This is a genomic window from Photobacterium sp. GB-50 (assembly GCF_003026755.1).
Lineage (GTDB): Bacteria > Pseudomonadota > Gammaproteobacteria > Enterobacterales > Vibrionaceae > Photobacterium.
Genome location: NZ_PYNX01000001.1, coordinates 545,458 through 570,447 on the forward strand (window position 1 = coordinate 545,458; position 24,990 = coordinate 570,447).

25 protein-coding genes are annotated in these 24,990 nt (G+C 41.0%); 12 read left to right on the forward strand and 13 right to left on the reverse strand.

The features are described from left to right. Positions 1-92 precede the first annotated feature (92 nt). Positions 93-1,172 (reverse strand): DNA polymerase IV, encoded by a 1,080-nt coding sequence (gene dinB / locus C9J41_RS02455; RefSeq protein ID WP_255418304.1) that lies wholly within the window; start codon positions 1,170-1,172, stop codon positions 93-95. 234 nt (positions 1,173-1,406) lie between these two features. Between dinB and C9J41_RS02460 the strand changes: the two genes are divergently transcribed. Beyond that, positions 1,407-2,627: a response regulator gene (locus C9J41_RS02460; RefSeq protein ID WP_107294166.1), complete on the forward strand. Its 1,221-nt coding sequence runs from the start codon at positions 1,407-1,409 to the stop codon at positions 2,625-2,627. 61 nt (positions 2,628-2,688) lie between these two features. Here the strand turns inward: C9J41_RS02460 and nqrM are convergent, their stop codons facing one another. The 9 genes from nqrM to bolA form a co-directional block, all read right to left on the reverse strand. Then, positions 2,689-2,910: a (Na+)-NQR maturation NqrM gene (nqrM, locus tag C9J41_RS02465; protein ID WP_105060759.1), complete on the reverse strand. Its 222-nt coding sequence runs from the start codon at positions 2,908-2,910 to the stop codon at positions 2,689-2,691. A gap of 11 nt (positions 2,911-2,921) precedes the next feature. Further along, the gene (locus C9J41_RS02470) at positions 2,922-3,947 is read right to left on the reverse strand and encodes an FAD:protein FMN transferase (RefSeq protein ID WP_198038429.1); all 1,026 of its coding nucleotides are present in this window, start codon (positions 3,945-3,947) and stop codon (positions 2,922-2,924) included. 152 nt (positions 3,948-4,099) lie between these two features. Next, a complete protein-coding gene (nqrF, locus tag C9J41_RS02475; RefSeq protein WP_107205436.1) occupies positions 4,100-5,326 on the reverse strand; it encodes an NADH:ubiquinone reductase (Na(+)-transporting) subunit F in 1,227 nt (408 codons plus the stop codon). A gap of 22 nt (positions 5,327-5,348) precedes the next feature. Then, positions 5,349-5,945 carry an NADH:ubiquinone reductase (Na(+)-transporting) subunit E gene (gene nqrE / locus C9J41_RS02480; protein ID WP_005370126.1) on the reverse strand — a complete coding sequence of 199 codons (597 nt, stop codon included), beginning with the start codon at positions 5,943-5,945 and terminating at the stop codon, positions 5,349-5,351. 7 nt (positions 5,946-5,952) lie between these two features. After that, positions 5,953-6,585, reverse strand: coding sequence for an NADH:ubiquinone reductase (Na(+)-transporting) subunit D (locus tag C9J41_RS02485; protein WP_107205435.1), 633 nt, complete (start codon positions 6,583-6,585; stop codon positions 5,953-5,955). After that, entirely contained in the window at positions 6,578-7,369 is a 792-nt protein-coding gene (locus C9J41_RS02490) for a Na(+)-translocating NADH-quinone reductase subunit C (RefSeq protein ID WP_107205434.1), read from the reverse strand. Before C9J41_RS02490 ends, C9J41_RS02485 begins: the two co-directional genes overlap by 8 nt. Then, positions 7,359-8,603, reverse strand: a complete 1,245-nt coding sequence (locus C9J41_RS21870) for an NADH:ubiquinone reductase (Na(+)-transporting) subunit B (RefSeq protein WP_199194425.1) — start codon at positions 8,601-8,603, stop codon at positions 7,359-7,361. Before C9J41_RS21870 ends, C9J41_RS02490 begins: the two co-directional genes overlap by 11 nt. A gap of 3 nt (positions 8,604-8,606) precedes the next feature. Further along, entirely contained in the window at positions 8,607-9,947 is a 1,341-nt protein-coding gene (locus C9J41_RS21875; protein WP_107205919.1) for a Na(+)-translocating NADH-quinone reductase subunit A, read from the reverse strand. Between the two features lie 572 nt (positions 9,948-10,519). Continuing rightward, positions 10,520-10,831 carry a transcriptional regulator BolA gene (gene bolA, locus C9J41_RS02500; protein WP_107205432.1) on the reverse strand — a complete coding sequence of 104 codons (312 nt, stop codon included), beginning with the start codon at positions 10,829-10,831 and terminating at the stop codon, positions 10,520-10,522. A gap of 148 nt (positions 10,832-10,979) precedes the next feature. Here bolA and C9J41_RS02505 point away from each other — a divergent pair, with 148 nt between their 5' ends. The 8 genes from C9J41_RS02505 (at position 10,980) to C9J41_RS02540 (ending at position 18,011) form a co-directional block, all read left to right on the forward strand. Beyond that, entirely contained in the window at positions 10,980-12,104 is a 1,125-nt protein-coding gene (locus C9J41_RS02505; protein ID WP_107294167.1) for a methyltransferase, read from the forward strand. Between the two features lie 98 nt (positions 12,105-12,202). Continuing rightward, positions 12,203-12,772 (forward strand): YajG family lipoprotein, encoded by a 570-nt coding sequence (locus tag C9J41_RS02510; protein WP_107245666.1) that lies wholly within the window; start codon positions 12,203-12,205, stop codon positions 12,770-12,772. Next, entirely contained in the window at positions 12,772-13,323 is a 552-nt protein-coding gene (locus C9J41_RS02515; protein ID WP_107294168.1) for a peptidylprolyl isomerase, read from the forward strand. The genes C9J41_RS02510 and C9J41_RS02515 overlap by 1 nt, the downstream gene beginning before the upstream one ends. A 43-nt stretch (positions 13,324-13,366) precedes the next feature. Further along, on the forward strand, positions 13,367-13,735 hold the full coding sequence (locus C9J41_RS02520; protein WP_107205428.1) for a hypothetical protein: 369 nt from the start codon (positions 13,367-13,369) through the stop codon (positions 13,733-13,735). Between the two features lie 184 nt (positions 13,736-13,919). After that, entirely contained in the window at positions 13,920-15,314 is a 1,395-nt protein-coding gene (locus C9J41_RS02525) for an MFS transporter (protein WP_107245668.1), read from the forward strand. 321 nt (positions 15,315-15,635) lie between these two features. Then, positions 15,636-16,388, forward strand: a complete 753-nt coding sequence (locus tag C9J41_RS02530; protein ID WP_107205426.1) for an outer membrane protein OmpK — start codon at positions 15,636-15,638, stop codon at positions 16,386-16,388. 116 nt (positions 16,389-16,504) lie between these two features. Next, entirely contained in the window at positions 16,505-17,401 is an 897-nt protein-coding gene (panE, locus tag C9J41_RS02535) for a 2-dehydropantoate 2-reductase (RefSeq protein WP_233220377.1), read from the forward strand. Continuing rightward, positions 17,394-18,011, forward strand: a complete 618-nt coding sequence (locus C9J41_RS02540) for a DJ-1 family glyoxalase III (protein WP_107205424.1) — start codon at positions 17,394-17,396, stop codon at positions 18,009-18,011. The genes panE and C9J41_RS02540 overlap by 8 nt, the downstream gene beginning before the upstream one ends. An 88-nt stretch (positions 18,012-18,099) precedes the next feature. Here the strand turns inward: C9J41_RS02540 and thiI are convergent, their stop codons facing one another. From thiI to pomA, 3 genes are all read right to left on the reverse strand, one after another. Further along, complete coding sequence (thiI, locus tag C9J41_RS02545) at positions 18,100-19,551, reverse strand: tRNA uracil 4-sulfurtransferase ThiI (protein ID WP_107294170.1); 1,452 nt, start codon at positions 19,549-19,551, stop codon at positions 18,100-18,102. 364 nt (positions 19,552-19,915) lie between these two features. Next, positions 19,916-20,839 carry a flagellar motor protein MotB gene (locus C9J41_RS02550; protein ID WP_107205422.1) on the reverse strand — a complete coding sequence of 308 codons (924 nt, stop codon included), beginning with the start codon at positions 20,837-20,839 and terminating at the stop codon, positions 19,916-19,918. A gap of 11 nt (positions 20,840-20,850) precedes the next feature. Next, positions 20,851-21,612: a flagellar motor protein PomA gene (gene pomA, locus C9J41_RS02555; RefSeq protein ID WP_107205421.1), complete on the reverse strand. Its 762-nt coding sequence runs from the start codon at positions 21,610-21,612 to the stop codon at positions 20,851-20,853. Positions 21,613-21,959: 347 nt separating this feature from the next. Between pomA and xseB the strand changes: the two genes are divergently transcribed. Genes xseB through dxs form a run of 3 tightly spaced genes read left to right on the forward strand, consistent with a single transcriptional unit; the run spans position 21,960 to position 24,987 of the window. Then, complete coding sequence (gene xseB / locus C9J41_RS02560) at positions 21,960-22,205, forward strand: exodeoxyribonuclease VII small subunit (RefSeq protein WP_005370105.1); 246 nt, start codon at positions 21,960-21,962, stop codon at positions 22,203-22,205. Further along, the gene (ispA, locus tag C9J41_RS02565) at positions 22,195-23,097 is read left to right on the forward strand and encodes a (2E,6E)-farnesyl diphosphate synthase (protein ID WP_107205420.1); all 903 of its coding nucleotides are present in this window, start codon (positions 22,195-22,197) and stop codon (positions 23,095-23,097) included. Before xseB ends, ispA begins: the two co-directional genes overlap by 11 nt. 24 nt (positions 23,098-23,121) lie before the next feature. After that, the gene (dxs, locus tag C9J41_RS02570) at positions 23,122-24,987 is read left to right on the forward strand and encodes a 1-deoxy-D-xylulose-5-phosphate synthase (RefSeq protein ID WP_107290600.1); all 1,866 of its coding nucleotides are present in this window, start codon (positions 23,122-23,124) and stop codon (positions 24,985-24,987) included. Positions 24,988-24,990: the final 3 nt, after the last annotated feature.

Sequence of the window (24,990 nt, forward strand, 5' to 3'; positions counted from 1 at the left end):
ACAAAAACGGGCTTAACGTGATCTCATGTTAAGCCCGTTTTTATATGCACTGTAATAAATGTGTCAACAGAGAAGGTTCTGTTTTCATCTAATCAAAAACCAAAAGAAAGCTGTTGCGCTTTTAAACCAACCTCTAACCCAACACTTAAGCCTATTAAGCGTATTTCACGAGAATTTTGTCGGGTCATCGCTTCTTTTAATAAATCGATAAATTGCGCTTTATCTAATTTAGGATAAATATGCTCAACCGTAGTTTGTTGAAAGTCTGCAAATTTTAACTTTATACCTTGCTTGGCAATATCTAACTCAGGCCGTACTTTACGTAATCGTTGCTCAAGCTCAGGATATAACTGATCAACCACTTGCCAACACTGATCAAAACTTGAAATATTTTGACTAAAGGTACGCTCTACCCCAACCGACTTTCGTTGTCGTTCAACAATCACTTCACGCTCGTCAATACCGTGTGCTCGAGACCATAATGATTGCCCAAATTTGCCAAATTGCTGTAGCAGTAAATGACGGTCATAATTTTGTACATCACGACCAATATACAAGCCTTTCTCATGGAGTTTTTGAATAGTTACCTTTCCTACCCCAGGTATTTTTTCTAGTTTTAGTTCAGCAACAAAACTATCCACATCTTCAGGTGTAACCACATATTGACCATTAGGCTTATTCAGATCTGAAGCAACTTTGGCAATAAACTTCACCGGAGCCACACCCGCAGAAGCGGTGAGCTGTAACTCCTCTTCAATTGCACGGCGAATATCCTGAGCAATTAAGGTCGCAGAGCCATGAAGCATTTCGCAATCAGATACATCTAAATATGCTTCATCTAAGGATAATGGCTCGATTTTATCCGTGTACCTTAAGAAAATAGCCCGTATCTGTTGGGATATTTCACGATAAACCTGCATTCTGCCTGGCACTAAGGTTAAGTGTGGGCATAATTTTAAAGCATGAGCCGTTGGCATTGCTGAATGAATACCATATTTACGGGCTAAGTAATTACAAGTACTGACGACGCCTCGCGTCGAGCGGCCACTAATTGCTATCGGAATATCACGTAAAGCTGGATTATCACGAGCTTCAACGGCAGCATAGAAACAATCCATATCGACATGAATAATTTTCCTTTGGCCTGCTATTTGTTTCGTTATATTCGCCACCAAAGACACTTGTAGTTACTGTTTATACATACAGCTATTATAACTATGAATTACGATAGTTGGAAAACTAAAAATATTCATCTAAAAAGGAATACAAATTAAGTTTGATATTTCACCAACAAGATCACAAAAATAAAACCTAATAAAATATTTGATAATCAACCCATTACATCTAATGTTATAAATATCAATATACACCGAATTTATTATGCGTATTGCTAAAAGGAGTTAACTTTGCAACATCAAGTACTTGTTGTCGAAGATAGCCGCGCATTTCGTCACTATCTTGATGACCAATTGAAACAAGCTGGCTTCAAGGCTATTTTTGCCGAAAACCTATCACAAGCTAAAAAATTATTAGCCGACCCAGAACGTTATCTTTGTGCTGTACTCGATTATTGCCTTCCGGATGGTCAAGATGGTGAAATCATCGATCTCGTATTAGACCACAAGGTCAAATCAATCGTTTTAACTGCCCAATTTAATGAAACTATCCGCGAAAAAGTTCTTGCCAAAGGCGTTTTAGATTATTTACTTAAAGATAGTGCAGCTTCCGTTGCCTACCTTGTACCACTATTACTTCGTCTAGAAGCTAACTTAGAGCATAAAGCACTCGTTGTTGATGATTCTGACATGGTACGAAATCATGTCAGTCATTTATTAGAAAAACAGAACCTCACGGTATATGAAGCCTCTGACGGTAATGAAGCGCTACAAATCATTGATGATAATCCAGATATAAGCTTAGTTATTACTGATAACGATATGCCAGAAAAAGACGGCATTACTATGACCCGTGAAATCAGACGTGAGTACAGTCGAAATAAAATGGCGGTATTGGGTCTATCTGGTAGTGACGACAGCACGATGACGGCGCAGTTTCTAAAAGCAGGTGCCAACGATTTTCTCTATAAGCCCTTTAATCAAGAAGAGTTTAACTGTCGTATTCATCATATTCTAAATATGAAAGATACCTCTGATAAGCTGTATCGGATGGCAAACCAAGATGCTTTAACAGGGCTTTGGAATCGTCGTTACTTCTTCACTCATAGCTGTTGTCAAACTGAAAATGAGTCGTTGAATATAGCGATGATTGATATCGACTTTTTTAAAAAAGTTAACGATACGTATGGCCATGATGGTGGTGATGCCGTACTCATCAGCATCAGTAAAATCATTGATGCTCACTTTCCAGAATCGATTGTTGCCCGCTTTGGCGGAGAAGAGTTCTGCATTCAGCATTATGGTCACTTCCCTAGCTTTTTATCAACCTTAGAACTTGTTCGACAACGCATTGAATCAATTACTATTCCCTACCTTGATCAGCAGATAAAAATCACTATAAGTATTGGTGCAGCAACAAATTTAAAAACACTGGATAGCCTAATTAAACAAGCTGACGATAACCTTTACACCGCCAAGAAAAACGGTAGAAATCAGTTAGTGAGCAATTAAATGGCATAAAAAAGCCTGAGTTAGCTCAGGCTTTTCTTTTATCTTTATTGCTCAAAGACAGTTAGATAATTTGATTCTTTTTCCATTCAGCTGCACGAGCAGCGCGGGCTTCACGCTTTTTACGCGCATCACACGGCTCAGGGCAATCACATTCTTTTGCAATACCAATACCGTCTAATCCCCCACAGCTGCCACTTACGGTTTTACGTTGGAAAATATAGCCAACTGCCATTGCGACAATCACTAATAAGAAAACAGAAAATGTGACTAAGTAAATAACCATGACTACCTCATTTATTTTTTAACAACGTATTGCTCAAACGTATCTGACTTATATTCAACGAAGCCATCTTTGGTCTTTACAATCAACATTACAGGTAACTTCTCTTTATTGGCTAATGCTATAGACTCTTCTTCCCCCATAACAGAAAAAGTCGTCGCGTATGCATCTGCCGTCATACAAGATGGCGCAATAACTGTAACCGACACAACATGGTTAGCAATTGGCTTACCGGTTTGAGGATTGATCAAGTGAGAATAACGCACTCCATCTTCTTCAAAGTAATTACGATAATCACCCGATGTCGCTATTGCCATATCGCCAGCTTGAATTATATCTTGTACCGCCCTCTCACTTGCAACAGGTTTTTCAATCGCAATACGCCATGGCACATCAGAACGGTTCTTTCCTTGTAAGCGAACTTCACCGCCGACATCAACCATGAAATCTTTAACATGCAGATCATCTTTTAAATAATCAGCAACGACATCAACGCCATACCCTTTTGCGATAGATGAAAGGTCAACATACAGGTTAGGCAGATCTTTCACTAATTTATTACCCGATAATACCGCTAAATGTTGATAACCAATTTCGGCTTTTCGAGTCGCAATCTCTTTATCTGTAGGGGTAGATTCTGGGCGAGCTTCAGGACCAAAACTCCACAAGTTTACCAATGGACCCACCGTCACATCATAAGCCCCATTACTTAGCTTAGAAATACGTAATGCTTCAGAAATTACTTTTGCCGTTGCCGCAGAAACCTCAAAAGGTTGAGAAGATTGTTGCTGGTTAAATTGGCTTAATTCAGAATCAGGACGATAAGTCGACATTTGATCATTAACAAGCTCTAAACGCTTATCAATTTCTTTTTGGATAACTTCTGGGCTTGGTAATCCCTCTTGCTTAATGAGTTTTACTGAATAGTAAGTCCCCATTGTTTGCCCATTAATATCAATCTGTTGACGACTATCACCACAGCCTGTCAACAACATTAACGTTGATAACACCAACGTACTACACAGCAGGAAACGCTTCACTTCATACTCCATCGTTCATGTTGTTTTTTAGTCTGATCACTTCTCACTATTGATAAATAACCACAATAAAAAACAGGTTTAAAAGGGTTAGTAAGAAAAAAGGCTGACCATTCACTGGTCAGCCAATTTAATTGTGAGCGAAGGGCTATGTATTAGCCACCGAAATCATCAAGTAGGATGTTTTCATCTTCTACACCAAGATCTTTAAGCATGCTGATAACAGCCGCATTCATCATTGGTGGACCACACATGTAGTATTCACAGTCTTCAGGTGCTTCATGATCACGTAAGTAGTTTTCGTAAAGCACGTTATGAATGAAGCCAGTGTAACCATCCCAGTTATCTTCTGGTTGTGGATCAGACAGTGCACAGTGCCATACGAAGTTATCGTTTTCAGCAGCAAGCATATCGAAATCTTCAACGTAGAACATTTCACGCTTAGAACGCGCACCGTACCAGTAAGACATCTTACGCTTAGAGTGCAGACGCTTAAGTTGGTCAAAGATGTGAGAACGCATTGGCGCCATACCAGCACCACCACCCACAAATACCATCTCATTGTCAGTATCTTTTGCGAAGAACTCACCAAATGGACCTGAAATCGTACACTTGTCACCTTCTTTCAGTGACCAAATGAATGATGACATTTGACCTGGTGGTACGTCTGGATTATTAGGCGGCGGCGTAGCAATACGCACGTTTAGCATAATAATACCGAACTCTTCAGGGTAGTTCGCCATTGAGTAAGCACGGATGATATCTTCATCAACCTTAGACTCGTAACGGAATAGGTTAAACTTATCCCAGTCTTCACGGTACTCTTCTGGAACATCAAAGTCAGAGTACTTAATATGGTGAGCAGGTGCTTCAATCTGGATGTAACCACCAGCACGGAAAGGTACTGATTCGCCATCTGGAATTTGTAGCTTAAGCTCTTTGATGAAGGTCGCTTTGTTATCGTTAGAGATAACAGAACATTCCCACTTCTTCACACCAAAAATTTCTTCAGGTAATTCGATGTCCATATCAGACTTCACGTTAACCTGACACGCAAGACGCTCGCCTTCACGTGCTTCACCTTTGGTGATGTGATCTAATTCTGTTGGCAGAATATCACCGCCGCCAGATTTAATTTTTACACGACACTGACCACAAGAACCACCGCCACCACATGCTGATGATACGAAGATACCGTTACCCGCTAGAGCACTTAGTAGCTTGCCACCTGCACCTGTGGTGATCGCTTTTTCTGGATCGCCGTTTACTGAAATAGTGATGTCACCTGTTGGTACTAGCTTAGATTTAGCAAATAGAATTACTAAAACTAGAGCCAGGATAATCAAGGTGAACATGACTACGCCAAGAAGAATAATATCCATTGATATTCCTTACTTATCCTGATTACAGCTGTACGCCAGAGAAAGACATGAAGCCTAACGCCATCAAACCTACGGTGATAAAGGTAATACCTAAACCACGAAGACCTGCCGGTACATCTGAATATTTCATCTTTTCACGAATACCCGCAAGTGCAACAATTGCAAGCATCCAACCCGTACCTGAGCCGAAGCCGTATACGATAGATTCTACAAAGTTGTAATCACGCTGTACCATGAACGATACACCACCGAAGATTGCACAGTTAACTGTGATCAACGGAAGGAAAATACCTAGTGCGTTATATAGCGGCGGGAAGAAGCGATCTAGAATCATTTCTAGGATCTGTACTAACGCTGCGATAACACCGATGAAAGTAATAAAGTTCAGGAAGCTAAGGTCAACACCTTGAACTAATGCACCATCTTTCAATAAGTAAGTGTAAACAAGGTTGTTTACAGGTACTGCAATCGTAAGTACTACGATTACGGCAACACCCAGACCAAACGAGGTCTTAACTTTCTTAGATACCGCAAGGAATGTACACATACCTAAGAAGAAAGATAATGCCATGTTCTCGATAAAAATCGAACGAACTAATAGGCTAAGATAATGTTCCATGTTCCCCTTACTCCTTCGCTTCTACTTGTTCTGGACGGAAAGTACGAATCACCCAGATCATGAAACCAATTAGGAAGAAAGCAGACGGAGCTAACAGCATTAGACCGTTAGGCTGGTACCAACCACCATCAGACGTTAGTGGTAATACTTGCATACCGAATAGCTTGCCAGAACCTAGTAGTTCACGGAAGAAAGCAACTGTAATCAGAACAAAACCATAGCCTAAACCGTTACCAATACCATCTAAGAAAGACGGAAGCGGTGGTGATTTCATTGCGTATGCTTCTGCACGACCCATTACGATACAGTTAGTAATGATAAGACCAACGAATACAGATAGCTGCTTAGAGATATCGTATAGGTACGCTTTTAGTACCTGATCTACCACGATTACTAGTGATGCGATAATTGCCATCTGAGCAATGATACGCACGCTGTTCGGGATTTGATTACGTACAAGTGAAACAAATAAGTTAGAGAATGCAGTTACTACTGTTACTGCGATTGTCATAACAAATGCTGTTTCTAGCTTAGTGGTTACCGCTAGCGCCGAACATACACCAAGGATTTGAAGGGCGATTGGGTTATTACTAATAAAAGGTCCAAATAGGATCTTTTTCATTTCTTTAGCATCAGCCATTATTCAGATCTCCTGCACGTAGCTTAGCAAGGTAAGGACCGAAGCCTTGAGCACCAAACCAGAAGTCGAAGGTGTGCTGTACACCATTACTTGTTAATGTTGCACCAGAAAGACCATCAACATCGTGTTCGCTACCTGCTGGTGCGCCACCTTTAACAATCTTAATTGCAGGCTTGAAGTTCATATCGTACAACTTCTTGCCAACGAACTGCTCACGCCAAGTTGGGTTTTCAACTTCACCACCCAGTCCCGGAGTTTCAGCTTGATCGTAGTAAGTAATACCATCAACAGTGTTACCGTCCATACCAACAGCAACAAATGCGTACATCATTGACCATAGACCGTTACCGTGGATAGGTAAGATAACTTTGGTTGTTTGACCTGCAGCATCTTTAACAAGATATACAGTCGCAACGTTAGCACGACGAATGATCTTCGCTAAATCTTCGTTCGCTGGAAGCTTAGTAGATTCAGCTGGATCTTTCGCTGCTGCACGCTGATCATATTGTGCCGCAGTTTGACCATCAATCTCAGAAACGTATTCACCGGTTTTAATGTTAACAAGCTTAGGCTCGATGAACTTACCGTATGTTTCTTTAACGTTCGTTGTTGGTGTTAGCAAACCTGCAACAGAAAGAATATTACGCTGTACGTCAAGTACCGCATTTTCTTCTTGCTTAGGGCGTAATGAAACAGCTGCTACTGATACGATGATTGAACACACTAGGCTCAATACAACAACAAAAAGCAGCGTTCTTTTCATGCTATCTTTATTACTTGCCATGGCGAGCCAGTCTCCGTTTGATATTGCCTTGAACAACTAGGTTGTCAAATAGAGGTGCAAATAAGTTAGCGAATAGAATCGCTAGCATCATGCCTTCTGGGTATGCAGGGTTAACTACACGAATCATTACAGCCATTGCACCGATCAATGCGCCATACCACCATTTTGCTTTGTTGGTAAACGCTGCAGAAACAGGATCCGTTGCCATGAACATCATACCGAATGCAAAACCACCTAATACAAGGTGCCACTGCCAAGGCATGCTGAACATTGGGTTCGTATCAGAACCAATGATATTAAATAGCGTTGCTGCTGCAATCATACCGATCATCGTACCGGCAATAATACGCCATGAAGCAATACCCATAATAACGATGAATGCACCACCGATCAGGATAGCTAATGTTGATACTTCACCAATAGAACCTGGGATATGACCGATAAACGCGTCCATCCAAGTAATTGTTTGACCCGTGATAGTGTTAACAACACCCGCTTCACCACCTTGAGCCCACTGACTTAGCGGAGTCGCGCCAGAGAAACCATCCGCCGCAGTCCAAACTAGATCACCAGAGATCTGAGCTGGGTATGCGAAGAATAGGAACGCACGACCTGCAAGTGCAGGGTTAAGGAAGTTACGACCAGTACCACCAAAAATTTCTTTTGCGACGACAACACCAAAGGTAATACCTAGTGCTGCTTGCCAAAGCGGTAATGTAGGTGGAACGATCAAGGCGAAAAGAATAGAAGTTACAAAGAAACCTTCGTTAACTTCATGCTTACGCACTATACAGAACAACACTTCCCAGAAACCACCCACAGCAAATACTACTGCGTAGATAGGTAGGAAATATGTTGCACCAAGCAACATCTTACTGCCCCAACCTGCGTCAACGGATAATGTTCCGCCTAGCATTTGAGTAAACCAGTAATGCCAATCTGCAGCAATAATGGCTGTTAGCTTGTCAGCTGTGTATAGGTGGTTAAGACCAGCAATAGCTTGATCACCCACGTTGTACATCCCCCAGAACATTGCTGGGAAGACCGCAAGCCAAACCATGATCATCAGACGCTTAAGGTCGATGCTGTCACGAACGTGCGCAGAAGTACGCGTTACTTGACCTGGTGTGTACATGATAGTTGCAAACGCTTCATATAGCGCAAACCAACGTTCATGCTTACCACCAGGTTCAAAGTGATGTTCAATATCTTCGAGGAAATTCTTGAGACCCATGAATTACCCTTCCTTCTCAATTTTGTCCAAGCACTCACGTAGCAATGGACCAAACTCATACTTACCAGGGCAAACAAATGTACATAGTGCTAGATCTTCTTCATCTAGTTCTAATGCACCAAGTTGTTGCGCGCTGTCTGAATCACCAGCACATAGATCACGAAGCAGTAATGTCGGCTCGATATCTAGTGGCATTACTTTTTCGTAATTACCGATAGGTACCATTGAACGCTCAGAACCATTCGTTGTTGTTGTCATATTAAACAACTGACCAGGGAAGAACTGGCTTAAGAATGTGCGAGTTACAGAAAATTTGTTTTTACCAGGTACAATCCAGCCCATGAATTCTTTTTCATAGCCTTCACGCAACGCCGATACTTGTAAGTGATAGCGACCTAGATATGCATGTGGACCTTCAGCTTTTACACCGTTAAGCACAGAACCAGAAAGAACACGCAGTTGACCAGGCATCATTTCTGAATCAGTCAGTTGCTCAAGAGAAGCACCAATGCGAGTACGCACTAGACGCGGCTTATTAACAACAGGGCCTGCAAGAGAAACAACGCGATCTGTATATAGCTCACCTGTTAGGAATAACTTACCGAACGCAATAACGTCTTGGTAATTAATACCCCAAGCAATGTGATTTGCATCTGCACCATAGAGCATGTGAATGTGCGTACCAACAAGACCCGCTGGGTGCGGACCGTTAAATACGTGTTCTTCAACATTTGCTTCTGATGAACGCGGAAGACTAGCACCAGACTTACAAACGTAAACTTTACCGCTAGTTAGACGAGAAAGAACCGTCAAACCAGCAATGAAAGCATCACTTTGTTCATTGATGATAACTTCTGGATTCGCAGCCAATGGATTGGTATCCATAGCCGTCACAAAAATAGCTTGAGACTCAGATCCAACAGCTGGAACCTTGCTAAATGGACGCGTACGAAGCGCAGTCCACATACCTGACTCAACCAATTGATCGACAACAACAGCACGATCTAGTTGAGCAAGTTGAGCTGACTCATACTTGTTAAATGTGATTTGCTCATCGCCTTCGACATCAATTACTACAGATTGAAGAACGCGCTTAGCACCACGGTTAATTTCCGCTACCTTGCCACTAGCTGGAGCAGTGAACTTAACGCCAGGATTCTTTTTATCTTCAAAAAGAACCTGACCTTTTTTCACTACATCCCCTACGCGAGCATGCATTGTAGGACGCATACCAACATATTCTTCGCCAAGCAAGGCGACTTTAGAGATGGCATTACCATCATGTATCGCCTGGGTAGGAGTCCCTGAAATTGGGATATCCAAACCCTTTTTTATTGTAATCATACGCACTTGCACTACATTAAAGGGAAAAAAGAATTTTCTATTGCGCAATTAAGACACGACTTTTCACAGTTCGAAATCGGTCTACAAGTGAATTTCACTTGCCAAGTACCAATACCGCAACATCTAGTTAACTACCTCACCACATCCATTAGCGGCAAGTAGTTTTTCAAGGCGGCGATTCTACCACTAACCGCGTTGTTTTTTCTATGCCAATACGCGCGATTCCGACTGAAAACCAAGCAACAATTGAAGCGCAATAGTTTAATAACTCAATAAGTTTGATGAAGCGCACATTTATTAAAAATAACGCCATTCGACCTTGCATTTATTTTCAGGTCTGTTTTTAACATAAATGTCATCATCACTTTTATTGAGATAATCAAATTAATACATACCGTTAACAAGTGAGTGTTATTTGAATCATCACCTAAAATTAGATTAAATATTGACCGCGATGATAATTTTTAACAAATTTAGATGCTAGTTATAGATTCGCACTCAGTTTTATATTACCGACAAATAATAAAAAAGGCCGTTATAACAACGACCTTTTATTTAATATATTTCACTAATTATCCAATTTGTGAACCACCACGACAAGATGGTGATGCAGGTGCTGCCATTAGCTCAGACCACTCCGCTTCAGTGTAAGTGTGAATAGCTAGAGCATGAATATCATTTGCCAATTCATCGGCCAACACACTATTAATAGCACGATGCCTTGCGATTAAACGCTGGCCATTAAATTGAGCACTCACAACGACAACTTTAAAATGACTCTCAGAGCCAGGGGGAACATTATGCATGTAACTTTCATTAAGCACTTCTAAATGCTTAGGTGCAAACGCATCATGAAGTTTATGCTCGATACGTTGTTGGATCATATTTACTTTACCTCCGCTCGCAATATCGCACTATTGCCAAATCTTTCTCTACTTTATTCTTGTTCTGATGTCGTATTTCCTTTGCACTCGCGTGGTGTTCTGCGAAAATAGCCGACTATTTTGTAAACATACCTGAAAGTTATCCGCAATGAAACCAGAGCTAACCTTACACCAACGCACTCTATCGCTAACTCGTTTTCCAGTAAGGAAAAATGAAACTCTGCAAGCATGGGATGCTGGCGATGAGTACCTGATCAATTATTGCAACGATCTGGAACTCGACCCTGAACGTCCAATTCTTATCATGAACGATAGCTTTGGCGCATTAAGTTGCTGGTTTTCAAATCAAGCACCTGTCACAAGTGTGACGGATTCTTTTGTCTCTAAACAGGCATTTATTGCTAACTTAGAAAACAACCAATTACCAATGATTAATATTGTTGATTGTCTTTCAAAATTGCCTAACAACCCTCAGTTAATTTTGTTAAAGCAGCCTAAAAACAATCGGTTATTAAGCTGGCAATTACAACAATTATGTCACTTACTTCCTGCTGATTGCACTATTATTGCGGCAGGTAAAGTAAAAGAGATTCACTCTTCAACCTTAAAGCTATTTGAAAAGTTTTTAGGTGAGACCAAAACATCACTAGCCGTTAAAAAAGCGCGATTAATATTTTGTAAAACCAATCCTAACTTAGCAAAGCCCCTACCCCGCCCTACGCAATGGGAGGTGCCTGAGCATAAGTTAACAATCACTAACCATGCCAACGTATTTTCTAGTGATAGCTTAGATATTGGTGGTCGTTTACTGCTAGATTTCATTCCACAAGATGCAAAGTATAAAGATATTATCGATCTTGGTTGTGGTAATGGGGTGATCGGTATTAAAGCTGCACAATTAAACCCACAAGCTAACGTTGTTTGTGTCGATGAAAGTTTTATGGCGACTGCATCATGCCGTGAAAATGCAGATTTAAACTTAGACAATCCTAAACAATTACAAGTAGTAACAGCTAACTGCTTAGATAACTTCCCACTTGATAGCGCTGATTTAGTCTTATGTAATCCTCCTTTCCACCAGCAAAATACCGTTACTGATCATATTGCTTGGCAAATGTTCTGCGATGCACAACGAGTATTACGTCAAGGTGGCGATCTGATCGTGATCGGGAATAGGCAATTGGGTTACCATGAAAAGTTAAAACGTGTCTTTGGTAATGTAAAACTTATCGGCCAAAGTAATAAATTTGTGGTTTTACAATCGTCAAAATAATCTAACGTGTTTATGACGTTAATTTATTGCTTGTGATATTTAATACGACATTGATTTTTCGTTTATATTTAAACAACGAATACAAGGAAATGGAGAGCATGAAAAAATATATTGTGATTGCCGCAGCATTATTACTAAGCGCATGTGCAAGCCGTCCTGCGCAACCACCACTCGCTTTAACATTAACGCCAGTTTTAGCACAGCAAGCCACATCACAGCTTGCAGTACAACTATCAAGCAAAGATGATCGTAATCATAACTATATCGCCATTGTTGATAGTGGTGCGACCAATGTTGAAGAGTTTCAACCGGAAAGTAATATTGCATCAACCTTTCAAGCTGCATTAAAAAAACAATTTGCCAGCGAAGGAATTACTGTAAACACTGCTTCAACGTCAAATATTGCTATCAATATTCAGCAAGCCTTAGTCAAGGTAACCCAAGGCTTAGTTAAACATGATATTGATAGCCAACTTCAAATTGAACTTGTTGTAACTACACCAAAAGGTACTTTTAGTAAAAAATATTCTGCTCGCTCTACCAAGCAAGAACCTTTTAAAGTGACACGCGAAGAAATCGCACAAAGTTTAGAGAAAATGATGAATTCAGTGCTTAAAGAGATCGCCAAAGATGGCGAATTGCATCAATACTTAACGGAGAATGTTTAATGTCACGTTTTTTACTTGCGCTATGTTTACTTATCGCTTTACCTGTCAGTGCTGCAACACAGGTCTTAGTAACAACAAATTTAGGGGATTTTACGATCCAACTAAATGAAGAAAAAGCCCCGATTAGTAGTAAAAACTTCTTACGCTATGTTGAAGAAGGTAATTACAACGAGACGATTTTCCATCGTGTTATCCCTGGCTTTATGGCTCAAGGCGGTGGTTTTGATAAAGACATGGTTAAACGTCCAACGCATGCTCCGATCAAAAATGAAGCAAGTAATGGATTGAAAAACGACACCGCAACTGTTGCTATGGCACGTACGCAAAATCCAAACTCTGCGACTAACCAATTCTTTATTAACTATAAAGACAATGCATTTTTAAATGCTGCAGGTAATAATCCAGGTTATGCGGTATTCGGTAAAGTGGTTAAAGGTTTTTCTGTTGTACAAGATATGGCTAAAATCCCAACGGGTTCTAATCGTGCAACAGGTATGCAAGATGTACCACAGCAGCCTATAATCATTGAATCAATGAAAGTTATTAAATAAATTGATTACGTCACCTGTGCGCAATCAAGTACAGGTGACGTATATGATCACACCTCTCTACCAACCGTCTGTTTTTCATCGTCAAAATAAACGAATTCAGCAGTTTATTTTTGAGCAAGCCCCTTCTTTTGCGCTGTCTACTATTGCAACTATTGAGGGCGACGTTCCTTTTTATCATCTAAAAAATGATGCCCATGAATGTCTTGCTCAGTGGTGGGACATGAATATCGCTGATAAAGATCCAATCGATGATTATGAAGCTACTTTTTGGCTATTACTTCAATACGTTATAAAGCTCGAAGATTACCAATTGCTAGGCAACATTTATATTCAACAAAAAATCACCAATCACGCTTATTACTTACTCAATCTTGCCCCTTGCCCTGAACTAACACAGATCCAGCGTCCTTAAATATTTACCCTTAAATATCAACCTACTTTTACGGTTTATGAATTAAAAGCACAAGTTGTTGTCGAACTGATAATGAAGCAATGCACACTAGGCTTATTGCTGCTAAGATCTGATTTATAAAGAAAAATAACAGTTTTATACTTTGCTAAGTATCAATGGTCGATACTTGTGTTACGAGGAAAATATGGACAAAGCCATACAACAAAATAATACCACCGGTTGGCGTGTGTATTTAAACCCCAAAGCATTGATCATGTTCGCGCTAGGGTTCTCTTCCGGCTTACCTATTTTATTAGTCTTTGGCACCCTTTCATTTTGGTTACGAGAAGCTGATGTTAGCCGAACCAGTATCGGTTTTTTCAGTTGGGTAGCCCTTGCTTATGGCTTCAAATGGGCATGGTCACCACTTGTGGACCGTTTTCCTTTGCCCATTTTTTCTCGATTATTTGGTCGACGTCGTGGCTGGATGTTATTTTCGCAGCTGATCATTATTTTATCGCTATGTGGTATGGCGACCAGCAACCCACAAACTGATCTTCTTCAATTTGCCTTATTTGCGATTGTTGTCGCCTTTGCTTCTGCGACACAAGATATCGTCATTGATGCATTTCGTATTGAACTTGCTACCGTACGCTTACAAGCAGCATTATCTGCAACCTATATGGCAGGCTATCGATTAGCGATGATCATGGCAGGAGCTGGCGCACTGGCTTTTGCTGCATGGTTCGGCTCTGATAGTGGTTATGATCCTGCAGGCTGGAAAGCCGCTTACTTTATCATGGCGGGTATGATGTCAATTGGCGTGATCACCACCCTCTTTGTTAAAGAACCAAAGATCGACAGCTCATCAATTCAAAAAATCGAACATAACTACCAACAAAAATTACAGCAAAAAGGGATAGGTAAAAAACAAGCAAGACTCGCTGCGTGGTTTTATACCGCTGTCGTCATGCCTTTCCAAGACTTCTTTCAGCGCTATGGTAAAAACGCACTACTGATCTTATTGCTCATTAGTTGTTATCGCATTTCTGATGTGGTGATGGGCGTAATGTCTAATGCGTTTTATGTTGACATGGGCTTTACTAAAAATGAAGTGGCGTCTATTTCAAAAGTCTTTGGGGTGATCATGACCTTAGTGGGCGCTGGTTTAGGCGGTATTCTTGTCAGTAAATTTGGCACCTTACGTATTCTTGCCTTAGGCGCTTTATTATCCGCAATGACCAATCTGTTGTTTATGGTATTTACCTATGTTGGTAATAACCTCGAGATGTTAACTTTAGTTATTTCAGCAGATAATTTAGGTGCAGGTATTGCAACCGCTGCTTTCATCACCTTTATGTCTAGCCTAACCAATGTGGCTTTCTCTGCAACCCAGTACGCATTATTTAGCTCTATTATGCTACTTTTCCCGAAATTTATTGCGGGATTCTCTGGCGTTTATGTCGACCATTTCGGCTATAACATCTTTTTCCTCACCACCGCATTGATAGGTATTCCAGTATTATTTTTAATCAAACTCGTTGCTAAGAATGATGCTTTAACCCTTCCTGAAACAACTGATACGTTGGAAGAAAAATAACCTCACCTATGATAAGTAAGGTTTCTGTTGAAAACGGAAGCCTTAACTTACCTTTCTCATGTAAATTGCGAATTTTTGCCACCAAAAAAATTAGCACAGAGTATTAAAGTCAAAAAAAGTTCATTTAAATCGCAATATAAATTCAGATTCATCACATTTTTAATGTAAATGTAATCGATTTCAGCCGATCATGATCACAAAAAGCAAAGGTTTGCGCAAACGTTACATTCCCAAACGAGATATAAAACACTAGAATCAGCGCCAGAAAAACGGGGCGGCCAAAAATCCCTATATTTAGACCATATTGAGTGAGATAAAAACATGCGCAAGTCACTAGTAGCTTTAGGCGTTTTAACAGCAGCATCAACATTCCCAGCACAAGCAGAGTACTTGTATGGTTTTGGTGATATGAGCGTTAACTACTTAGATTGGTCTAACGGTACAGAAGAGCGTGCTGGTCACCAAAAAGACTTCTGGTACTTAGAACTTGAAGGTGGTGCTGGTTTTAGCTGGGGTGAATTATACGGTTTCGCTGACTTAGAAAATGCAGATCAAGGTTCTGATAAAGCACGTACATCGGTTAAAGGTACAATCGCTTACAAAACTGGTATTGCAGAGCTTCGTCTATACGGACAAGTTTACAACACGAACAGCGATGGCTTCACTGCACAAAATAACGTGCTAGGTCTATCTTACGCATTCAACGGTGATGGCTGGTTCTTCAACCCATTTATCGGTTTCCACCACACAATGACATCTGCTGATTGGAAAAATCCTTCATCTTTTTCTGGTATGAATGGCGGTATGTTTGGTTGGGTTGCAGGCTACAACTTTAATGCATTCGGCGAAAAATTCATGATCAGTAACTGGCACGAGTCTGAGTTTGGTCGTAATGACAACTACATGATCGTTGCTGGTGAAGGCGATGATGTAAGCGCAAACGGTGCACTAGCACTATGGTGGAACGCAACGGATCACGTAACAACAGGCATTCAGTACCGTTACGCTTACAACAAGCTAGGTACTAAAGGCAACCAAAATGCTGTAATTTACTCAGTTAAATATAACTTCTAATCAATAAGTTATTGAGTAATTAATGAGAAAAGGCGCTATATCAGCGCCTTTTTTGATCCTGCACTATTTGAACAATGTTACTATCTACACCAATATAGTTAACAATGGATTGCAGTGTGAAAATCACAATATTGGGTGCAGGCGCAATCGGCTCATTATGGGCTATCGCTTTGCAACCGCAACATGATGTTCAAGTTTGGACCCGTTCATCCATAACCCGCTATCCACTCACGTTTCAATCTTTGAGTGGTAAAGTAAGAACTTACTGTTTCGATGCTAATCACATAGATCATTTACAACAAAGTGATTTACTCCTTGTGACAGTAAAATCGTTCCAAGTCATCACCGCCTTACATCCCCTTATTAACGATCTTTCAGCGCGATGCAAGATAGTGATCATGCACAATGGGATTGGAAGCCATGACGCTGTTAAGCAACTCTTTCCTAAACATACTATTTATTATGCCACCACATCCCATGCTGCTTTAAAAACAGCTGAAAGTACGCTACGCCATACAGGGCTTGGACAAACGTTTATTGGCCCATTGTCCTCTGCCATCTCCACTGATAACTCCATCGCTGACATGTTCAATCAAGCATTATCACCGTGCTATTGGCAAGATGACATCATGGAGCCATTATGGAAGAAACTCGCCATTAATTGTGCAATTAATCCATTAACAGCCATTCATCAATGTACTAATGGTGAGCTTGCTAATGAAGGCTATCAAGCCCAATTAATCCAAATTTGTAATGAAGTCACGCTCGTTATGCGAGCAGAAGGCTACAGGATAAAAAATGGTGAGCTTTATCAACAGGCACTCACGGTAATAAAAGCGACCGCTGATAATTATTCTTCAATGAATAGAGATGTTTTTTATCAGCGCCCAACAGAAATCGACTATATTACTGGCTATCTTATTCACCAAGCGAAAATATTCGATATTGCTGTGCCTGTGAATACCCAGTTATGGCAAACCATCACATCAATGGAGTCCTCATATCATGCTTGAACCAATAACGACTGCTCCTCGCGTTGCTGTTTGTCTTGCTCCTGGCAGTGAAGAAATGGAAGCAATTAATACAATTGCGATTTTAAAGCGGGCTGGATTTGAAGTAACGATTGCAAGTACCGCAGAAGATGGCGCACTAATTTTAGAAGGATCTCGCGGGATCAAGCTCGTAGCAGACGTGCCTTTGATCAATGTTGCCGATGAGCCATTTGATTGCGTGGTGTTACCCGGCGGTTTAAAAGGCGCGGAACATTTTCGTGATAGCCCACTGGTAGTTGAATTTGTAAAGCAGCATCATTACGACGGTAAACTGATCGCCGCGATCTGTGCAACGCCTGCGGTGATGTTTATTCCACATCAAGTGTTCACACATTCAATCATGACATGTCATCCTGCTTTTCAACATCATATACCAACACATCAATTACGCGTTAAACGTGTGGTGTATGATAAAAATACACGTCTATTAACCAGTCAAGGCCCCGGAACTGCACAAGAGTTTGCGCTAGAGATAGTGACGCAACTGGAAAATAAAGCCAAAGCGGCTGAAGTTGCAGAGCCTATGGTTGTATGGCCGAATATGCATTACGACGTATTACCACGTACTTAATCTATTGAGATTAAGTAATAGAAACTCGCCCGATAACAAAAAGCCTCGCAATTACGAGGCTTCTTTTATTTAAACAAAGCAGTGGCGATTATAAAGGACGGTAAACTTTTACGTTCTCGAAACCATTCTCTTTTAGGTACAGCGCCTGAAGGCGGCTCATCACACCACGATCACAGTACAGAAGGTACGTCTTATCTTGCGGTAAGTCACCGAACTGCGTTGCTAGCTTATAGAAAGGTAAGTGCTTAACTTCGATACCTTCAAGCTCTAATGGGCTTTCATCTTCTTCATCTGGGCTACGAATATCAAGTACAATTGCGTCACCTGCTACCTGCTCAACTAATTCAACTTCAGGAGCTTGTTCTTGGCTTTGCTTTTCGATGTCACGAATATCCATCACACGCGCCTCATCAACAACACGATCAAGAATAGAGAAATCAAATTTGTCTTCTTCAATTTCAAGCTTCGCTTTGACCGCTTTTACTGTTGGGCTCTTAGAAATCACGCCACAGAACTCAGGCATGGTTTTCGCAAAGTCTTCAGTGCCGATTTCACGTGCAACATTGATGATATCTTCTTTATCCCAGTTAATCAGTGGACGAAGAATTAGGCTATCTGTTACGCCGTCAATATGACGAAGGTTAGTTAATGTTTGGCTTGAAACCTGACCTAGCGCTTCACCCGTTACTAATGCTTCGATACCGAATTTATCAGCAACTTTACCCGCAGCACGCATAAACATACGCTTAAGGATAACGCCCATTTGACCATCGTCGACTTTCTCTAAAATCTCACCAACAACAGGTTCAAAATCAATCGCGATAAATTTAACTTTTGCTGAAGAACCAAACTTGTTCCAAATATAATGCGCAACCTGCTTAACACCGATCTCGTGTGCAGGACCACCTAAATTAAAGAAACAGTAATGGACTTTACTACCACGTTTGATATGCAAGTAGCTTGAAACACCAGAATCAAAACCACCAGAAATTAAACTTAATACATCTTCTTGTGTACCTAGCGGGAAGCCGCCTAAACCTTTATGGCGGAATAATACAAGGTTCAATAGATTATGTTCAATTTCAATGTTAACTGTCACATCAGGCTTTTTCAGTCTTACTTTTGCAGACTCGATAGCTTGATTAAGACCACCACCGACATAACGCTCAGCTTCAATCGAAGTAAAATCATGCTTACCAACACGCTTAGCACGAACACAGAATGTTTTACCTTCCAGCTCAGGGCCAACAAGCGCTAATGTTTGTTCAAAAACATTATGAAGATCAGTAAATTCCGTTTGCTGTACTTCAAGGGTATGGTGAATACCAGGTGTCTGCATCAGAATCGCTAAAATCATATCGCGCTTTGATTCATCAGATTCATTAATTTCCAATGAAAAACGGCGGTTATAAACGCTAACAGACTCTGACTGGCGCTTTAAGATGATGCGTAAATTAGACTCAAGAATTTTGATAAAACGCTTACGCACTGAATCACTTTTAACAAAAATCTCTGGGTGTGGCTTAACAATAAATTTCATAACACGCTTCGCTTCACAGGGCTTACAGTACAGAATCAATTCATTAACGGATGATTTTTAACAGATCATATCGTGAAAATTGACAGAGAGTACCAAACGGAATTAAAGGCGCGAATTATACAGCAAGCTACCGACCACTGAAACAAAGATATGAAAACTCACGACGTTATCTTCGATTAGACTTACCGCATGTTATTGGCTTTCAATTATATTTACCTTAGTCATGATCATCTCTGCCAGCAACTCTCATCGACGAAATTCAGCGTAAATATCTTAAGCTCTTGATAAACAGCCACTCTATTTGCCCCAATAAAAATGGCAGCGCTAGCGCTGCAATTATGGTAATAACCTTAAGTACTACAATCTATTGAGCACTAAAGTTACTGCTGATCTCATCACTAAAATGCGGTTTACCTTGCATGATAGATATTTCCACTCGACGGTTTTTAGCTTGCCCTTCTCGAGTTTTGTTATCAGCAATTGGCTGAGTATCTGCCAATCCAACCACCCGCATTTTTGTATGATCAAACCCTTCTACTTTTTCCATTTCTTGCGCTACTGACACTGCCCGCTGCGCTGATAAATCCCAATTAGATCGGTATAACTCTGAATCCAATTTATCACTCGCGGTATGTCCCGTAACTCGAATAATGCCCGGCACATCTTTAACGAGCATCGCAACTTGGCGTACTAATGGCTTAAATTTAGGTTGTAAAAACGCCGAACCTTCTGGGAACGAACCTTTTTCACGAATACGAATTACCAACTGCTGGCCAAGATTCTCAATTTCTATAATTTTGTCACTGATCTCACGTTCTAATGCTTTAGTCAGTATCTCTTTTAATTTCTCTTGTATTTGATCGGCTTCAGATTCGTCATTTTCATTATTTTGTGTCGCCGTTTTTTTACTTTGTCCACCTGTTAGTTTACCCGCATCACGTTGTGTGCCCCCAGCTCGATCAGACTCGCCTTCGTGAAAATCTAATGAACGCTGCGTCATATCAATCGTTTGTTGCATAATCACTTCGATTGGCGTTGGCTCAGGCCGGCCTGGCCTAAACTCTTGCGCAATAACACTTGTACCTTTAGGGATATCATTAACTTCAAGCATATTTTGCACCCCGAAAGCGTATTTCATTGAACCTGCAATTTGCTTAAATTTCAGTACATCCATTTCAGAAAAAGAAAGTAGTAACACAAAGAAACACATTAATAGTGTGGCAAGATCAGCAAAGGTCGCCATCCATGGAGGCGCACCTTTTTTACATTTACAAGATTGCTCTTCCATAAAACTGTCTCTTACTCGTCAAGGATCACACTACGTTTCTTCTCATGAAGGTAGTTTTTCAAATAACCATCAATCACTCGTGGATTCTGCCCATCCTGAATTGCCAGCACGCCATCTAAGATTAAACGCTTATTTAAACGCTCTTGCTCTTTACGCAAGGTTAATTTATCCGCGATAGGTATCGCTACCATGTTTGCCAACATCGAGCCATATAGCGTCGTTAATAAGGCAACGGCCATTGCAGGACCAATAGCTTTCGGATCATCCATGTTAGAAAGCATGGCAACCAAGCCAATAAGCGTACCTATCATTCCCATAGCAGGCGCAACATCACCAAAGGAGGAGAAGATCCCTACCCCTTGTTCATGACGTTCATTGGTTAATGAAATATCTTTTTGTAGCGTGACGCGAACCACATCAGCATCATGGCCATCCACCAGCATATCAATGCCTTTACGCATAAAAGGATTCGTAATTTCCATCTCTTCTAATGCTAAAAATCCACCTTTACGCGCCGCATCAGCCATTTCTACAATTTTGGCAATTAACTCTTCTGGATTATCAGTCTTAAACATAAAGGCTTTAATGGCGATTTTTGCAGCACCAAAAAATTGCCCAATGTTGTATTTCATTAACACAACAAAAGTACTGCCGCCTAATACAATCAAAATCGATGATGTATCGTAAAACATAACCAGATCGCCGCCGAGCAGCATAGCCATAACAATGAATGCGAATGCACCAAGCAATCCTATAAGCGTCGCCAAATCCAAAGCATGATCCTCTTTTGCTAGGTAAAAATAATGGCTTGCGTTTATTGAACATCAATCAACACATCTGAATCTATCACTGAGATAATACGCTCTAAAGACAGCCAAAACTTTAAAGCCACCGCCATATTCACTATTTCGCCAAGGCACTTCTTAGCATTAAATGATGAATGTCATCAGCAAAGTAACTCTTTATCGACCAATTCAGCTTTTCATTTAGCTTTTTATTAACCAATTAATGAAGACTATTTATTAAAATTACTGTCAGCGACACAGATTCCTGTGACATAATTTGACCCCAGTAATTCTCTACGTTATTTTTCGTGCACTTAGATAAGAGTGAAAATGATATGGCAGCAAAAAAACCAGAAAATATGGCATTCGAAGCCGCCCTTGATGAGCTAGATGCCATTGTCAATGAACTAGAATCTGGCGATATCCCACTGGAAGATGCGCTAAAAAAATTCGAACGAGGTATTTCTCTTGCTCGCAGCAGCCAACAAAAGCTGACACAAGCTGAGCAACGTGTAGAAATTTTGCTTCAGGCAGATGATGAAGCTCCACTGACTGATTTTGAACCAAGCCATGACCAATAGTTCTTCTTTATCGCTATCCCTTAAGTGCTATCAACAACGTAGTAATGACGTATTAGCAAACTGGTTATCAACTCAACCATTTGCAGATAAAGCCCTACTTAAAGCCATGCAATACGGAACACTGCTGGGTGGCAAACGTGCGCGTCCTTTTCTAACCTATGTAACCGGTGAAATGTTAGGGGTAACTCAGGACTATCTTGACACGCCAGCCGCTGCGGTTGAGTGTATTCATGCGTACTCATTAATCCATGATGATTTACCTGCGATGGATGATGACGCATTACGTCGTGGTCAACCCACTTGTCATATTGCGTTTGATGAAGCCATTGCCATTCTTGCGGGTGACGCACTACAAACACTGGCTTTTGATATTTTGGCGAATGGACAATTGAGCCAAGATGGCAACACCCAACGTATTGCTATGGTAAGTGAGCTTGCAAAAGCATCAGGCGCTGCCGGAATGTGTCTAGGGCAAGCCTTAGATCTTGATGCTGAAGGTAAACATGTTGGATTAGAACAACTAGAATTAATCCACCGACACAAAACAGGGGCTTTGATTCGCTGTGCCGTCCGCTTAGGAGCATTAGCTGCTGGTGATAAAGGCGTAGCAATTTTGCCGCAACTTGATAAATATGCAGAAGCTATTGGCCTTGCATTCCAAGTGCAAGATGACATTTTAGATGTGATCAGTGATACCGAAACCTTAGGTAAACCACAAGGTTCTGATCTTGCCTTGGATAAAAGTACTTATCCTGCCTTGCTTGGCTTAGATGGTGCACAAGAAAAAGCACAACTACTTTATCAAGAAGCACTACAAGCATTAGCGGCTATACCCTACAATACATCCCAATTAGAAGTTTTTGCCCGATATATTATCGAACGCAAAAGCTAAATCAGTATAAGCGCCGACACTGTTATGACTTTGGATATCTCAAAATACCCTCATCTGGCCCTCGCAAACACGCCAGATGAATTACGATTATTGCCAGCTGAAAGCCTTCCACAAGTATGCGATGAACTTCGTACCTATTTGTTGAAATCTGTGAGTCAGACCAGCGGCCACTTTGCCTCCGGACTCGGTACAGTCGAGCTTACCGTTGCGCTTCACTACGTCTACAATACGCCTTTTGATAAAGTTATATGGGATGTTGGCCATCAAGCCTACCCACATAAAATTTTAACAGGACGTCGTGATGATATGGCAACCATTCGCCAAAAAGGCGGTTTGCACCCATTCCCATGGCGCGGTGAAAGTGAGTACGACACACTTTCGGTTGGCCACTCATCAACTTCCATTAGTGCAGGTCTAGGTCTCGCGATTGCAGCAGAAAAAGAAGGCCTAAATCGCAAAGTTGTTAGTATTATTGGCGATGGCGCTATCACCGCAGGCATGGCGTTTGAAGCGATGAACCATGCTGGTGATGTTCACAGCGATATGCTAGTTATCTTAAATGACAATGAAATGTCGATTTCTGAAAATGTCGGCGCGTTAAATAATCATTTAGCCCATTTACTATCGGGTAATTTCTATACCTCTATTCGCGAAGGTGGTAAGAAAGTCCTATCCAATGCGCCTCCTATCAAAGAAATGGTAAAACGCGCAGAAGAGCATATCAAAGGCATGGTTGTGCCAAGCACTATGTTTGAAGAGTTAGGCTTTAATTACATTGGCCCTGTTGATGGCCACGATGTGCATGAGCTTGTTAAGACACTGAAAAACATGCGTAATCTAAAAGGCCCACAATTTCTTCATATTATGACGAAAAAAGGCAAAGGTTATGCGCCAGCTGAAGCGGATCCAATTAATTACCATGCCGTTCCTAAATTTGATTTAAGCCAGAAACCATTACCCAAAGCGAAGGATGCAAGTCCGACGTTTTCTAAGATTTTCGGTGATTGGCTATGTGATATGGCAGCTATTGATGACAAATTGATGGCTATCACACCGGCTATGCGTGAAGGCTCAGGTATGGTGCGCTTTTCTAAAGAGTTCCCAGATCAATACTTTGATGTGGCGATTGCTGAACAACACGCGGTGACACTGGCAACGGGCATGGCAATTGGTGGTTATCATCCTATTGTCGCTATCTACTCAACTTTCCTTCAACGTGGATATGATCAATTAATTCATGATGTTGCTATCATGGATCTTCCTGTGATGTTTGCCATTGATCGTGCAGGCTTAGTCGGTGCTGATGGTCAAACCCACCAAGGTGCATTTGATATTAGCTTTATGCGCTGTATTCCTAACATGGTGATTATGGCACCGAGTGACGAAAATGAATGTCGTCAAATGCTCTATACTGGTCACCAATACCAAGGACCAAGTGCGGTCCGTTACCCTCGTGGTTGCGGTATGGAGGTCGATGTCGATCCTAAGATGACAGAGCTTGAAATCGGTAAAGGTATCATTCGCCGTGAAGGTGAAAAAATCGCAATTTTAAACTTTGGCAGCATGCTCGGCTATGCATTAGAAGCAGCAGAAAATTTAAATGCGACTGTTGCTGACATGCGCTTTGTGAAACCGCTTGATGAAGCCTTAGTACTTGAATTAGCAAAAACTCATGATGTTCTTGTAACTGTTGAAGAAAATGCGATTGCTGGCGGTGCGGGTAGCGGCGTTATTGAATTTTTAATGAAAGAGAAGACACTGAAACCAGTACTGAATATTGGTTTGCCTGATCGATTCATTGAACAAGGAACACAAGCTGAACTGCATGAAATGTTAGAAATTGATGGTGCGGGTATCGAAAAACAAATTCGCACTTATTTAGCTAAGTAATTT